Genomic DNA, 15,229 nt, shown 5'->3' on the forward strand with positions numbered 1-15,229 from the left:
TGACCCATGGCGCCGACAGCGCGGTTTGTTCAATTTCTCGTTATCGGCGCCTTTTTTCTGGGTGGGTCATTCTCGACAGTCAATGCAGAGATCCTCATTCACGGTACGCGTCTGATCTATCAGGCCGACTCCCGTGACGCGACATTGAAAGTCACTAATACCGGTGCAGCTCCGGTACTGATACAGAGCTGGATTGATGATGGCGATATCAATAAGAGGCCGGAAGAAATCAGGGTGCCTTTTCAGTTGACTCCCACACTCAGTCGTTTGGACCCGGGCAATGCTGCAGTTCTGCGAGTTGTTTATTCAAAAGAGCCACTGCCCGATGATCGCGAGACAGTGTTTTGGCTCAATATGCTGGAAGTTCCCGCGCAGCGGGAAGGTGATAACAATCGATTGGCATTTACCTTTCGACATCGGCTCAAGATGTTCTTTCGTCCGCCTGGGCTGAAGGTCGAAGTGCACTCGGCGGCTGAGCGGCTGAGTTGGAAGTTTGAGCCGCCCGGGCGCCTGCAAGTGTCCAATCCCACTCCTTATTATTTGTCGTTCAGTAAAGTTGAAGTGCATGGAAGTGGCCGTACGGTCGCATTGGGTGCCGGTATGGTGGCGCCCTTTTCCCAGGAGTCCTTTGCCTGGCCAGGCAGTGCTGGGAATACACCGCAAAACGCATCGGTTCGGTTTGAAGTAGTTAACGATTTCGGTGGGCGTACAGCACTGGAGAAAGTGCTGCGTTAATTGAACTCATCAACTCCGTCTTTTTATTTTCAGCGTTGTTCTGAGTGTGTCGGTACTGATTATGTTGAGCATTCAGCCCCATTGGCTGGGATTTCCTGCGCGCGCGAAAATGGGTTGTTTCGACAGTTCTGCGTCGCTCTTCAGAGCTCTGTCTTTTGGGGCTGGGGTATTGGGGTGGGCAGTGCCTGTCGTTGCACAGCCGGTTGTCGATAGGGAAGCCGCGGTCGCTGAAAAAGTCAGCGACAGCGCGCCGAGTCATCCAGTGTTTTTCGATACGCAGATGCTGTTCAAGGGTGAAAACACCGCCATTGATACTCAACGCTTCGAGCGACCGGGGTATGTAGCCCCGGGCAATTACTTGCTGGATGTACGGGTCAGCCAACAGTGGCGTGGCCTGCTTGAGATCGAGTTGCGTGAAAGCGACGATCCCCAGGGTAGCCAGCCCTGTTATGACCGGGGCTTGTTGCAGCAGTTGGGCATTGATCTGCAAAAAACCGACGCAGCGGTACCCGGCACATTGCACCCGTTACGTGGCGAGGGCGTTTTCTGTGGCGATCTGGCGACCTACATTCCCGGCGTCACCAGCAAAGTCGATATTGCGCAGCAACGGCTCGAACTGGCTGTGCCGCAATACTTTCTGTTGCCCGATGCTTCGACCAGCTATGTCGATCCGGCCAGTTGGGACCCCGGTGTCACCGCTGCACGGCTCAACTACAGCACCAACCTGTTCAGTTCGCAGAGTCATGGGCAACGCCAGACCAACGGTTACGCGGGGCTCAACATGGGCCTTAACCTCGGAGCCCTGCGCCTGCGTCACTCGGGCACCCTGACGTGGTCGCCCGACACCGGCAGCGATTATCAGCGCGGCTACATCTATGGCCAGACTGACCTGACCGCATGGCGTTCGCAGTTGCTGGTGGGGGAGAGTGTGACCGACTCTGACCTGTTCGACTCGGTGTCCTTTCGTGGGCTCAAACTGTTCAGTGACGAGCGGATGCTGCCCATATCCCAGCGTAATTTCACGCCGTTGGTGCGAGGCACGGCCAAGACCAATGCCAAGGTTTCGGTATACCAGCGCGACTATCTGGTTTACGAAACCACGGTTGCTCCCGGCCCGTTCGAAATTGCCGATCTGCAGGCCGCCAGCTTTGGCGGTGACCTGCAAGTGACGGTCACCGAAGCGGATGGCCAGAGCACAAGCTTCACCGTTCCTTACGCCACTATGGTTCGCCAACTGCGCCCGGGTTCTTCCCGCTACAGCTTGACTGCCGGGCAGGTGACCCGAGCCGGTGGCCGCGGGCTTCACCAATATGTGGCCCAGGGCACGCTGCAACACGGGCTGGATAACCGCTTCACCGGTTACGTCGGTACGGCATTCACCGGCAGCTACATGTCCGGGTTGATCGGGGCTGCACTCAATACCGCAATAGGCGGGTTCGGACTCGACCTGACCCAGGCCAGGACCAACGTCCCGGCCAATGGCAGTTTGCACGGGTCGAGCCTGCGCCTGACCTACAGCAAAAACCTGCATGACAGCGGCACTCAGTTCTCGTTGCTGGCGTATCGATACTCCACCAGTGGTTACCTGGGCTTGAGTGACGCCATCGCCTTGGAGGACTTCGTCAACCGTGGTCAGCGATTCGAGTCATTCGCTCGGGTCCGCAACCGGCTGGATGCCAACATCAACCAGCAACTGGGTGCGGGGGCCGGCAGTTTTTACCTCAGCGGCTCCTCGCTCAACTATTGGAACCGGAGCGGACGGGCCCAGAGCTACTCCCTGGGGTACAGCAACCAGTGGCGAGGGAGCAGCTATTCCCTCAGCGTCCAGCGGTTACGCGGGTCAAGCGGGTTCTCGGGGATAGGCAGCAACAGCGAGAACACGCTGTTCAGCTTCAGTCTGTCGGTGCCCTTGAGCGAGGGGCGACGACGCTCGTCACAGCTCAACAGCTATATCACCCATGACCAGAACTCCGGCGCGCACTATTCCAGTGGCGTTTCCGGTTCCCTGGGCGAGCGTGACGATGCGTCCTATGGTCTTTCGGTCGCCCATGACGCGCAAGAGCGCAATACCTCGGGCAACGCCAACCTGAGTTATTACCTGCCCCAGGTTTCCCTGAGTTCGAGTTTTTCCCAGGGCCGCGACTACCGCGCACAATCCTTGGGGGCTTCGGGAGGCATGATCCTGCATTCGGGCGGCCTGACATTTTCCCAGACCCTGAGTGAAACTGCGGCCCTGGTCCACGCCCCCCATGCCCAGGGCGCCAGCGTCGGCTACTCAGGCGGCCGGGTGGACGGGCAGGGTTATGCGGTGCTGCCAAGCCTGACGCCCTATCAGCTCAATACCGTCGATCTGGACCCCAGCGGCATTGCCGACGACGTAGAGCTGCAGGTCAGTTCGCGCAGTGTCGCGCCCAAGGCCGGCGCGGTGGTCAGGCTGGCGTACCTGACCCGCAAGGCCCGAGCTTTTCTCATCGACAGCCGCCAGGACGATGGCAAGCCGCTGCCCTTTGCCGCCATTGCTGTCGACGCTGAAAGCGCAGAGGAGTTGGGGGCGGTCGGCCAGGGCAGTCGCCTGGTGCTGCGCAGCGAGAAAGATCAAGGCCGTATCCGTATCCAGTGGGGCGCCCAGCCGAGTGAGCAGTGCCTGATCGACTATGAGCTGCCAGAGCGCGACGCGCAGGCCGCTCATGCCTATGTCCTGCTGGATCTGCCTTGCCGCGGTTTGCCTGCGCCCGGCGACGACGCCGGCAGCCATCAGGAGACCCCCCTTTGAACGGCGTTTGCCTGGTCGCGCCAGGTCGTGGCCTGTTCGGCCTGCGCCTGTCGTGCGCAGTGCTGTTGGCTTGCATCAGCCTGGCCGTCCAAGCCGACCTTTCGATCATTGGCACGCGCTTTATCTATCCCGCGGGACTTTCAGACTTGACGATCCGGGTCGGCAACGTCGGACAGTCGCCTCTGCTGCTGCAAACCTGGCTGGACAAGGGGGATGCCGCTGCTGATCCGAGCCGGCTGGCGGTGCCGTTCGTGCTTTCGCCGCCGCTTGCGCGGCTCGATCCGCAACAGCGATCCACGTTGTCGGTGCGCTACACCGGCGAGCCGTTGCCCACTGATCGCGAGTCGGTGTTCTGGCTCAACTTTCTCGAAGTGCCGTCCCTGCTGCCAATGAGCAGCAACCAGTTGCGCATGAGCTATCGCCTGCGGATGAAGCTGCTGTATCGCCCCAAGGGGTTGCCCGGCATTGCCGATGAAGCGGTGCAGCAGATGAGCTGGACTCTGGAACCGGGGCCACAGGCGATAGGGGGGCTAAGGCTCAAGGCGAGCAACCCCACGCCGTTCTACGTATCCCTGGTCCAGGTGGATGTTGGCGGTGGCGGTCAAGGGGCCTCCTGGCAGGGAGTCACCGTCGAGCCTTACGGCTCGACGCACCTGGCCCTGCCCGCCGTTCAGGCAATCGCCGCCGACGCGGCGCAGGTTCGATATCACGTGGTTTTGGACAGCGGGGAGACGCTGAGTGCAGATGCGCGAGTACAGCAGTAGTGATGCAGCGGCCGGGCTCATGGCCTTTGAACGCAAGGGGCGGTGCCTGATGCGAGTGTCTTCGGGCATGAGGCTGGGGGTGCTGCTGGCGTTGCTCTGGCCAGTGGCGACACAGGCTCAGGCGCGGGGCGTGGTGCCCAATGCCGGGCAGGCGATACGGGACATTGAAGCCACCCAACCGGCTTTGCCAGCGCCCACCGATGAGGTGGAGCTGGAGCTGCCCAAGGCCGATCGGCCGAGTGCGGCCGCGACCCCGGACACCTTGGACCTGCGCTTGCTGGTCAAGGCATTCGTCATCGAGGGCAATCAGGTTTTCAGCGCTCAAGCGTTGCTGCAATTACTGGAGGATCTGCCTGGACGTGAACTCGACCTGTCAGGCTTGCGTGGTGCAACAGAGCGCATTACCGCCCATTACCAGAAGCACGGCTACCTCCTGGCCCGAGCCTTTTTGCCGGCTCAGGAGATCGATGCTGGGGTGGTACGCATCGAGGTCATCGAAGGTCGTTACGGACGCATTGAGGTGCACAACCAGTCGCGCACCCTTGACTCGGTGATCCGTGCGCCGCTGTCCTCCCTGGACCGCGGCACAGCGGTGCAGAGCGGTGATCTTGAGCGCAGTCTGTTGCTGCTCAATGACCTGCCCGGGGTCAAGGTCAAGGGCACCTTGCGCGCCGGCCGGGAGCCCGGCACCACCGATCTGCTGGTGGATGCACAACCCGGCCCCTGGGCCAGCGGCAGCCTGGAGGCCGACAACTTCGGTGGTTACCACACCGGCGAGTTTCGCCTGGGGGGCAGTTTCAACCTCAACAACCCGTTGCGCCTGGGGGACCAGCTCAACCTGCGCGTACTGGGCACTGACCGGGACCAGCGTTACTACCGTACGGCTTATCAACTGCCTCTGGGACCCTGGTCGACGCGGCTCGGCGCGGCCTATTCCCACATGAGCTACGCGTTGAACCGAAAGCGCCTGAAGAAGTTGGAGATGAATGGCCAGGCCAATGTCCAGAGTGTCTTCGTCGTCCAGCCGATTCTGCGCGGCCGGACCTTCGATCTGAGTGCGCAATTGCAATATGAGAACAAGCAGCTGCGCGACGACATCGACCTGATTGAACTGAGCAGGCGCAAGCACATCGAGTTGTGGACCCTGAGCCTGGGAGGCAATCGCCAGGATCGATTCCTGGGAGGCGGCTACAACCAGTTCAACCTTTCCTATGGCAGTGGGCAGCTGACGTTCGACGATGCCTTCGAGCAGCGTTCAGATCGTGACACCGCCGCAACCGGCGGCGGCTTCGCCAAGACCAACCTGCAGCTCGCGCGCCTGCAGCGCTTGGGCAATCGCTTTCAGCTCTACGCCCAATTGAACGCCCAGTGGGCCTCTTCCAACCTCGACAGTTCGGAAAAAATGGGGCTCGGCGGTCCCTATGGCGTGCGCGCCTATCCCCAGAGTGCCGGCATCGGCGACCAGGGCTGGCAGGCCGGTCTTGAGCTGAGCTACGCCCTGGCTCCCCGCTGGCAACTCAGCCTGTTTTCCGACAAGGGTTATGTACAGGTCAACCGCCTGCCCTGGACGAAAGAGATCAACACCCAGCGCCTGCAATCGGCGGGGCTGGGAGCGCGTTGGAGCGGCGCTCAGCGGCAACTCAACCTCAGCAGCGCCTGGCCTCTGGATAACCGCAAAGCCGGGGACGGTCCTGAGCACACCCCAAGGATCTGGGTGAGCGCGACACAGTTTTTCTGAAGGCTTGCGTGTGCTTTGCAAGGGTGCGGTTCGGCAATGCACTGCTGAATCATGGAATGTAAATAAGGAGTCACTGTGAACAGGATTTATGCATTGGTATGGAACCAGGCCCAAGGCTGCTGGAAAGTCACTCAGGAAGGTGCACGGCGCCGGCGTCGTGCCGGCTCACGCCAGGGACTGGTGATGGCCGCCGGGCTTCTGGCCTTGGGTGGTCTGACGCCGGCGATGGCGTTGCCCGAGGGCGGCACGCTGATCTCCGGCAGCGCCGGTTACGAAGCCTCCGGAAATAACCTGGTGATCAACCAGCACAGTGAGAAGCTGGTTACCCACTGGACCGAGTTCAGCATCGGCGCCGATCAGTCGGTGACCTTCAACCAGCCGGGGCGTGATGCCATTGCCTTGAACCGGGTGACCGGTTTCAAGAGCAGCGATATCCAGGGCGCGCTCAATGCCAATGGCCAGGTGTTTCTGATCAACCCCAATGGGGTGCTGATTGGCAAGGGCGCACAGGTCAACGTGGGTGGCCTGGTGGCATCGACCCGGGACCTCAGCGATAACGACTTCAATGACGGTCGCTACCGGTTCTCCGGCAACTCGTCCATGGACGTCATCAACGACGGCAAAATCACCACGGCTGAAGGCGGCTATGTGGCGTTGCTGGGGGCCAGGGTTCGCAACGCTGGGGAGATTGTTGCCGAACAGGGAGCGATTGCCCTGGGTGCCGGCAATGACTTCACCCTGAGTCTGGGCGATGACAACCTGATCAACCTGCAAGTGGAGGCGGCAGCCGTCGACGCTCTGGTGCAGAACACCGCATTGCTCAAGGCTGACGGCGGTCAGGTATTGATGATGGCCAAGAGTGCCAATGCGATCACTCAAGCGGTGGTCAACAACCAGGGCGTGGTCGAAGCCAATACCCTGTCCAGCAAGGGGGGGCGCATAGTCCTTGAGGGTGGCGACCGCGGCGCGGTCAACGTAGGCGGTCAATTGTCGGCCAAGGCGCTGGGCGTTGAGGGGGATGGCGGAACCGTCGAAACCCTTGGCGCGACCACCAGGGTCGAACTCAATGCTCAGGTCGATACGCATTCCAGGAACGGCAAGACGGGTACCTGGGTCATCGAATCCAATGATGTCAAGGTCGCCTCAACGGGCGTGGCCGGCAGTAGCACCCTTATCGACAGCACCCTTGTACAGAGCCTGAACCGCACCAGCGTCCACCTGCGCAGTCGCACCGGTGATGTTGCCGTGGACGCGCCAATCACCTGGAACAATGGCAATCAACTGGCCCTGTCCGCCGCCAGGGATCTCAAACTCAACCAGCGAATCAATGCCACGGCGGCCAACGCGCGCCTGGAGTTGAAGGCCGGGAATTCGATCCGGCTCGATAGTCAGGTGACCCTCAGTGGCGCCAACAGCAGTCTGGGAGTGAATTACGGCAATCAGTTTGCCCTGGGGAATAAAGGCCTGGTGACCTTGTCTGGACGTGAGGCCGGGTTTGATGCCAACGGCACGCAGCACAAAGTGATCCAGAACAGCCAGCAGTTGCAGGCCATCGGCAACAAGCTCGATGGCGACTATGTCCTGGGCAATCAGATCAAGGGCTCGTGGGGCGTCAAGCCCATTGGCGGTGACCAGATGTTCACCGGCTTATTGAATGGCCTGGGCAATACCCTCAGCGGTTTCACGGTGAACGGTTCAGGCCGATACACCGGGCTGTTCGGCCAGTCCTCCGGCAGCATCAGCAACCTGAAGCTGGCCAATGTGACCGTCAACGGAGTCAGCACCAAGAGCGGTTTCAGTGAAATAGGTGGCCTGGTGGGACGCAACAGCGGCAGCATTTCCAATGTCAGTGCCACAGCCATGCGGGTCAATGCCAAGAGCGATCAGCGCAACAAGGTGGGTGGTCTGGTGGGCGTCAACATGGGCGGATCGATCAGCGACTCGTCGGTATCGGGCGCGCTGCAGGGTGGTCTGTTGACCTCGGCCATTGGCGGACTTGTGGGGGAGAACAGTTTTGGCGGTAAGTCCGGTGCCGTGATCCGCAGCTCGAGCGATGTCGATGTCACCACCCATATGCACAAACAGATCATGGGGGGCGCCGGGGGGCTGGTGGGTGTCAACCATGGCGGGGTGATCTCCGACTCTTCGAGTAAGGGCTCTATCGGGACTTACAACCCGATCTACAAGGACCTGAACCTGGGGGGACTGGTGGGTAACAACCAGAGTGGCACCATCACCGGCTCCAGTTCTTCGGTCGCCGTGCATGGCTCCCTTGGCAGCCATATTGGCGGTCTGGTCGGCCTCAATCAGGCAGGTCTGATCAGTGCTTCTAGCGCCAGCGGTAATGTCTACGGCGTTACGACGAGTTCGGCAGGTGGCCTGATCGGTTTGAACCAGAACCAGAGCTCCCTGAGCAACGTCAAGGCCACGGGTAAGGTCATCGACAGGCTTGGCAGTCACCTGGGCGGTCTGGTGGGGAAAAACGACGACAGTACGATCAGCGGTTTTGTCGAGGCCAGGGGGGCTGTCAAAGGCGGCATTGGCAGTAACGTCGGCGGCTTGGTCGGCACCAACGTCGGTGGCTTTATCTTCGATGCCAAGGCTTATGGTGCCGTTGAGGGTTACGCCAACAGTCGCATCGGCGGGTTGATCGGCTACAACGACGGCAATCTGCTGTCGGTCGAGGCCCATGGCAAGGTGTTTGGTGATACCTACAGTGCCGTGGGTGGACTGGTGGGCTTCAACGCCGGCTATGTGAAACATGTCATCGAACGAGCCCTGGCCACCGGCAATGTCCATGGAACCTGGCATAGCAAGGTGGGTGGGCTGGTCGGCGAGAACCAGTCGCTGATCATCAACTCCGCCTCCCGCGGCCGCGTCAGTGGTGGCTGGCGTGCAACCCTGGGTGGCTTGGTGGGTGTGAACGAAGGGGACATCCGTGGCTCCAGTGCCACTGGCAAGGTCGATACCACTTGGGGCTACTTCCAGACTTACGGTAATCAGGTGGGGGTCAACTACGGCACCTATTCCTCGGTCCGTGCACCCAGCAGCTTGAATTCGCTGATCAGTCTGACGGAGTAATGACTGCTCGCTAAGTCGCAACTCGGTACGCCAGGATCAGCCCTTGGCGTATCGACTGATCCAAACCGAGCGATGTCTGCATGCCTCGCAGTGGCCCTGAACCGGCGACACCGAGGCTGCGCATTCAATGTCAATTGGCCGGCTTCAGGAGCATTGAACAATGCGCCGTCGTGCCAGTGCACAAAGAAGGAAATCACCGATGAATTGCCAGTGGCTCAGCCCCCTCGCCAATGGGCGAAAGCGTCGCACCTTAGTCCAGATGGCAATCCTCATGCTGTGGTGGTTGCAGCCAGGCGCATCCGCCCATGCTGCCATCGAGGGCATAGCCAAGGGCTGCCTATTCAGTAACGTTGGAAGCAACGGCAAACCGTGGAAGGAGGTTACGCCATTGAACAGCAGCGCCCGGGTAGGCGACGTGTTGAAAGAGCGCAACGTGAACCCGATCATCGAGTACACCACCCGCCAATCCAATACGCTGGAACGCCATGAATTTGTGTCTGCCGCACATTTGATCGGGTACTTCGCGGACGGCATTGTGGCCACCAATATCAAAGGCATCGGCTTCAAAGTCACGGCCCATCCCTCCAGTGGGAATGCCAGTGGAGTGGTGAGTAACACTACGTTCCCCTCTGTGCTGGAAAAGTTCGATGTGGAGTACGAGGCAAACATCTACAAAAAAATCCCCACGGCCTACGTCTACTCACTCATCCTGACACTGCCCCCCAATGAGTTGCCCAAGGGGCCGCTGGTGATCAGAAGTCTCAATGGCGTACAAATGAAGCTGTACGCGCTGGATCTGAAAAAGGGCGCGGCAACGGTTGGGCAACCTTTGCTGGAGCTCCCGTCACAGAACAACAAAGATCGTTGTAACGTTTGGCAGTCGTACACCGAGAGCGACTTGCTCGGCGCCGACGAGGTCAAGTTTTCTGCCAAATGCCAGGTGATCACCCGCAAGGTCGAGCTGCCATTGGGCAGCCCCTCGGCCCATGATTTCCCCACACTGGGTTCCACTTCGTCGCCTTCGACAGTCGCCAGGCTCGAAGTCAGTGACTGCACGGCCAATACCCTGCCGCGGGTCTCTTTCACGACCGAGCCACCCTCGCGCTGCGATTCAACAGGGATACTGGGGCTTACCCAGACGGCTCAGAACAGAAATAGCCCTGTCGCCCAGGGCGTGGGCATCGTCATGTTCAATGAGCAGATTCCGCGCATTCACTGCAACGGCACGCAATATGCCATGGAGCGCCTGTTGGGCAGCGATAGCGCCAGCTTCAGCTTTCGCGCCCAGTACATTCGCACCGGTCCGATCACCGAGGGATCGGCCAACAGCAACGCCCAGTTCAACTTCACCTTCGACTGAAGCCCCGGCGGCTGGCTTCGGGTGTTTACCTGGACGCCAGGCCCCAGGCCTTTCTACACTGACCTCCGTCTGGGGACCGGGGGCAACACCGATGAATCGCAATGAACTGCGCAAGGCCGACATCAACCTGATGGTGGTGTTCGAGGCGTTGATGCTGGAACGCAATGTCACCCGGGTGGCGGAGAAACTGTTTCTCGGCCAGCCCACCATCAGTTCCGCACTCAACCGTTTGCGGGCGATGTTCAACGATCCGCTGTTCATCCGCGTCGGCCATCGGATGGAGCCCACGGCGCGTGCCGAGCAGCTTATCCAGCACTTGTCGCCGGCCCTGGATGCGCTGTCCTCGGCCCTGAGCCTGACCCACGATTTCGATCCCGCCAGCAGCACCATGACTTTCCGTATCGGCCTGTCCGATGACGTCGAGTTCGGCCTGCTGCCGCCCTTGCTGCGAGCCCTGCGCCAGGAAGCACCACAGGTAGTGGTCGTGGTGCAGCACGTGGACTACTGGCGGATTCCCGACCTGCTGGCCTCCGGCGACATCACCGTCGGCATCAGCCAGACCCGGGGCCTGCCGGCCAATGCCAAGCGCAAGTTGCTGCGGCATATCCAGCCCAGCGTGCTGCGGGCCGATGCCAGCGATACGCCGCTGAGCCTCGACGAATACTGCGCGCGGCCCCATGTGCTGGTGTCCCACACCGCCAATGTCGCCGGCTTCGCCGATGAGTGGCTGGCGGAAATCGGCCGCACTCGCCAGGTGGTGCTGTCGGTGCCGCAGTACAGCTCATTGCCGGCCCTGCTGGCCGGAACCACGCTGATCGCCAGCCTGCCCGACTACGCGGCTGCGGCCATGGCGGCCTCGGGGCAGTTGTACGCCGAGCCGTTTCCGTTCAAGACGCCGACCCTGGACCTGTCCATGGTCTGGCTCAGCCATGTCGACACCGATCCCGCCGAGCGCTGGCTGCGCTCGCGCCTGGAAGCCTTCATGAGCGAGCGGGCTCCCCTGGCGGCGCCCTTGTAGCCGTCGCTTGGCAAGCGTCCCGACGCCTGCTTTGCTCTGTAAGTCCCTGTTCAAACGTCAAACCAGCGGAGTGTGCCCATGAGTCGTTCCCGTTCCCTGTTGCGTGGGCGAGGCAGCCACGACAGCGGCAAGGTTGGCATGGTCGAGCTGTTCTTCGACCTGGTGTTCGTGTTTGCCGTGACCCAGTTGTCCCATTCCCTGCTGGCCCATCTGTCCCTGGGCGGGGCGCTGCAGGTGGCGTTGCTGATGGTGGCGGTGTGGTGGGTGTGGATCTTCACGTCGTGGATCACCAACTGGCTGGACCCGGAAACCCTGCCGATCCGCCTCGGGTTGTTCGTGCTGATGGTGGCGGGGTTGCTGCTGTCGTCGTCGATTCCCCAGGCCTTTGGTGAGCGCGGCCTGCTGTTTGCCGGTGCCTATGTATTCATGCAGGTGGGGCGCACCGCCTATTCCCTGTGGGCGGTGCGCGGCGAGCCGTTGAACATGACCCGCAACTTCCAGCGAATCCTGTTGTGGCTGATGTTCTCGGGGCTTTTCTGGATCGCCGGCGGCCTGCTGGAGGGCCCGCAGCGGCTGGCCTTGTGGGGGCTGGCCCTGGCCATCGAAGTGCTGTCGCCATCGTTGTATTTCTGGGTGCCGGGGCTGGGGCGTTCGACCCTGGCCGACTGGAATGTGGAAGGCAATCACATGGCCGAGCGCTGTGGCCTGTTCGTGATCATTGCCCTGGGGGAATCGCTGCTGGTGACCGGCGCCACCTTCGCCGAGTTGACCACCAGCGCCCAGGGCCTGCTGGGGTTCGTGGTGGCGGTGCTGGGCAGTATCGCCATGTGGTGGGTGTACTTCGACAGTGGCGCCGAGCGGGCCCACCACCGTATCGCCCATTCCGACGACCCGGGACGTCAGGCGCGCATTGCCTACACCTATCTGCACCTGCTGATCGTGGCCGGGATCATTGTCAGTGCCGTGGCCGATGAGCTGGTGCTGATGCATCCGGAGCACGCCAGCCCGGCCGGGGTGCTGGTGATAGTCGGCGGTCCCTGGCTGTTTCTCTTGGGCTGCGCTCTGTTCAAGTGGGTGATGAACGACCGGCCGTTACCGCCGCTGTCGCACCTGGCCGGGCTCGCGGTGCTGTTGCTGTTGTTGCCGGCTGCCTGGAATCAGCTGTTTTCCGCCCTGGCCCTGGGCAGCCTGACCACCCTGGTGATGGTGCTCGTGGCCGTCTGGGAAACCCTGGCCCTGCGCGAGCGGGCAGCGACAGCGGGGCAATAAGGCCTGGGGATAATGCAAGCGCGAGCTCGGGCCTTGTGTAGTATGGAGCGCCTTTTCCCCCTGACAGACCAGGAGTTCTGCCATGCCGCACCTGCATATGGAATACACCGCCAACCTGCCCCAGCTGGACGTCGATAAGGCGCTGCTGCGGCTCAATCACGGGCTGGTGGCCTCCGGGCAGTTTGCCGATGAGTTCGATATCAAGAGCCGGGCAGTGAAGGTCGAGTCGTTCCGGGTCGGCACTGGCCTGGGTGAGCGGGCCTTTGTCCACGTCAAGCTGGCCCTGCTCAGCGGCCGCTCGCCGGAGATCAAGAAGCAATTGTCCGAGAGTCTGCTGGCTTTGCTGCAGGACCTGGCGCCTTGGCCGGCTGAGCTGGCGGTGCAGTTGTGCGTGGAGATTATCGACATCGACCGCGCCTCCTACAGCAAGGCCGCCGTCGGTCTCTGATGGGGGCCGGGCCTAAAGCAGGCCCTGTTCGGCGCAGGCCTTGACCACCTGTTCACGGAACCAGGTCTGCGCGCTGTCCTGATCGGTGTTCTGGTTCCATTGCATGTCCAGGGTGAACCCCGGCAGGCCGCTGGGGGCCTCGCAATGGTTGAACACCGCTTCGTTGGCCAGCAAGGCCTGGATGCGGCGGGGCAGGGTCAGGATAAAGTCGGTGCCAGTGATCATTTTCAGCGCCGCGCTGTAGCTGTTGGAGCGGGCGACGATCTGCCGCTTGTGCGCCTGGCGGGCCAGCCAGCCATCCACCATGTTGCTGTCCGACGTCCAGGGCGTAGGAAAAACGTGGCGCCGTTCGATGAACGATTGCAGGCTGAAACGCGGCTCCTTGGGCGGCGTGGCGCGCTTGTCGAAGACGCACACCAGATCGTCCTCCAGCAGCATCTGCGACTTGAAGTCGGCATGGCTGCGATGGAAGTTCGGACCAAAGCAGATCACCAGATCAACACTGCCGTCACGCAGTTCCTCGGCAGGAATATCGCTCTCAAGCTTCTGCACATTGACCGTCACTGGCAGGTCGGCGTAGTCGAACCCCTTGAGCAGGCGCGGCAGGATCAGCAGCTCGAAGTATTCCGGGGCGCAGAGGTTGAAGGTTACGGCCTGGCGGGTCGGATCGAAGGCCTGCACGCCGCTGTGGCACAGGTTGATGCTCTCCAGGATCTTCAGCACGTGGCTGTACATGCTGGTGGCCTTGTAGGTCGGGCGCATGCCGGTGCGGGTGTTGATGAACAGCTCGTCTTCAAAGCCGTTGCGCAGTTTCTTCAGGCAGTAGCTGACGGTCGACTGACTGACGCACAGGGTTTCCGAGACCCCGGTGACACTGCTTTGCTCGTACACCGCGATAAAGACCATCAGGTCCTGCATGTCGAGTTTTCTGAGCACGTTGCTGATGAGCATCTGTTCCATCCCGCTGGGCACCTGGCGCCGGTGGCGCACAAACCGGGTCGATGCTAGCGGAACGATCGTCCTAATCAAATGCCCGGGGTGGGAATTGGCGGACAGCATCCGGACATTAAATTCCGATAACACGACCTGTGCAGTTTCTCGCAGAATAATGTCCCCTGTCTCAGGGCCATTTCAGGTCATGGCAGATGCGGGACGGCTGCCGCGCACCAGGCCGAACATGCCCAGGGCCACCAGCAGAGCACCGAGCCCTTCTCCCGGGTGCGGACGCTGGCCCAGCCACAGCCAGTGGAACAGGGTGAGAAACAGGGTGCTCAGATAGATGTAGGAAATCACCGTGGACGGGGCGATGACGCCAATGGCCCGGTGCAACAGCCAGAAGGTCGCCAGGGTCGCGAACAGGGCCAGGTACAGCAGCCACAGCAGGTCGTTGCCGCCGAGCAGGGCGGCGCTGCGCCAGCCGTCGCTGACCAGGCTGGCGGCAAACAGGAACAGCGCACCGAAGAGCATGTTCCAGAACGTCATGGCGGCCGGGCTGCGACCTTGCAGGCTGCCGGCCTTGAAGCGCTGGCTGAGGGGCGAATAGGCCGCCATGGCCAGGCAGCCTACGGCATAGACAGCCATGGCATACAGGGAGGGCAACTGCCCCGGCGCGCCCCCCTTGAGCACCAGCAGTAATGCCCCGGCTCCGGCCACCAGCATCGGCAGCAGGCGGCGTTGCTGGCTGCCGCTGGGCAACAGCCAGCCTTCGAACGCCAGGGTCAGCAGCGGCACCAGGGTGAACAGGGTCCCGGTGTTGACCGCCGAGGTGTAGCGCAGGGCTTCGAACAGCGAACCGAAGTACAGCGCCAGCAGCAGCCCCAGTACCGCGTGGGCGCCCAATCCGGCCCGGGTCGGCGCCGAAGCGCCGTTGAACCACAGCAGGGGCATGAACATCAGTGCCGAGAACAACAGGCGCAGGGCGGTCAGCAGTACCGGGTCGATGGCCTGGCTGACCTGGGCGGCCGCGAAGAACGAGGCAGCGATCAGCGCCGCCCAGAGCAGCATGCCGAGGTTGGCTTGGGTGAAACTCACAGGACTCATGCA

General features: G+C 61.6%; 11 protein-coding genes. 9 read left to right on the top strand and 2 right to left on the bottom strand.

What is annotated here, in order from left to right; all coding sequences use genetic code 11:
• Window positions 1-6: 6 nt before the first annotated feature.
• From ACSSVC_RS11295 to ACSSVC_RS11335, 9 genes are all read left to right on the top strand, one after another.
• The gene (locus ACSSVC_RS11295; RefSeq protein ID WP_346634879.1) at window positions 7-735 is read left to right on the top strand and encodes a fimbrial biogenesis chaperone; all 729 of its coding nucleotides are present in this window, start codon (window positions 7-9) and stop codon (window positions 733-735) included.
• Window positions 736-1,015: 280 nt separating this feature from the next.
• Window positions 1,016-3,508 carry a fimbria/pilus outer membrane usher protein gene (locus tag ACSSVC_RS11300; protein WP_492612560.1) on the top strand — a complete coding sequence of 831 codons (2,493 nt, stop codon included), beginning with the start codon at window positions 1,016-1,018 and terminating at the stop codon, window positions 3,506-3,508.
• Between the two features lie 11 nt (window positions 3,509-3,519).
• Entirely contained in the window at window positions 3,520-4,272 is a 753-nt protein-coding gene (locus ACSSVC_RS11305; RefSeq protein WP_430962738.1) for a fimbrial biogenesis chaperone, read from the top strand.
• A 19-nt stretch (window positions 4,273-4,291) separates the two neighbouring features.
• Window positions 4,292-6,010, top strand: coding sequence for a ShlB/FhaC/HecB family hemolysin secretion/activation protein (locus ACSSVC_RS11310; protein ID WP_492612561.1), 1,719 nt, complete (start codon window positions 4,292-4,294; stop codon window positions 6,008-6,010).
• A 75-nt stretch (window positions 6,011-6,085) separates the two neighbouring features.
• Complete coding sequence (locus ACSSVC_RS11315; protein WP_492612291.1) at window positions 6,086-9,091, top strand: two-partner secretion domain-containing protein; 3,006 nt, start codon at window positions 6,086-6,088, stop codon at window positions 9,089-9,091.
• A 160-nt stretch (window positions 9,092-9,251) separates the two neighbouring features.
• The gene (locus ACSSVC_RS11320; RefSeq protein ID WP_346634874.1) at window positions 9,252-10,451 is read left to right on the top strand and encodes a fimbrial protein; all 1,200 of its coding nucleotides are present in this window, start codon (window positions 9,252-9,254) and stop codon (window positions 10,449-10,451) included.
• Window positions 10,452-10,542: 91 nt separating this feature from the next.
• Window positions 10,543-11,469 carry a LysR substrate-binding domain-containing protein gene (locus ACSSVC_RS11325; protein ID WP_404938623.1) on the top strand — a complete coding sequence of 309 codons (927 nt, stop codon included), beginning with the start codon at window positions 10,543-10,545 and terminating at the stop codon, window positions 11,467-11,469.
• Between the two features lie 78 nt (window positions 11,470-11,547).
• Entirely contained in the window at window positions 11,548-12,738 is a 1,191-nt protein-coding gene (locus ACSSVC_RS11330) for a low temperature requirement protein A (RefSeq protein ID WP_346634872.1), read from the top strand.
• Window positions 12,739-12,820: 82 nt separating this feature from the next.
• Window positions 12,821-13,186, top strand: coding sequence for a 5-carboxymethyl-2-hydroxymuconate Delta-isomerase (locus ACSSVC_RS11335; protein WP_102861624.1), 366 nt, complete (start codon window positions 12,821-12,823; stop codon window positions 13,184-13,186).
• A 12-nt stretch (window positions 13,187-13,198) separates the two neighbouring features.
• On the opposite strand, the gene ACSSVC_RS11340 is transcribed toward ACSSVC_RS11335, so the two are convergent.
• Together ACSSVC_RS11340 and ACSSVC_RS11345 are read right to left on the bottom strand one after the other, a co-directional pair.
• Window positions 13,199-14,137 carry a LysR family transcriptional regulator gene (locus tag ACSSVC_RS11340; protein WP_346634870.1) on the bottom strand — a complete coding sequence of 313 codons (939 nt, stop codon included), beginning with the start codon at window positions 14,135-14,137 and terminating at the stop codon, window positions 13,199-13,201.
• Between the two features lie 180 nt (window positions 14,138-14,317).
• A complete protein-coding gene (locus ACSSVC_RS11345) occupies window positions 14,318-15,226 on the bottom strand; it encodes a DMT family transporter (protein ID WP_492612292.1) in 909 nt (302 codons plus the stop codon).
• Window positions 15,227-15,229 lie beyond the last annotated feature (3 nt).

The sequence above is a fragment of the Pseudomonas sp. E1BtOHC1 genome (assembly GCF_058744285.1).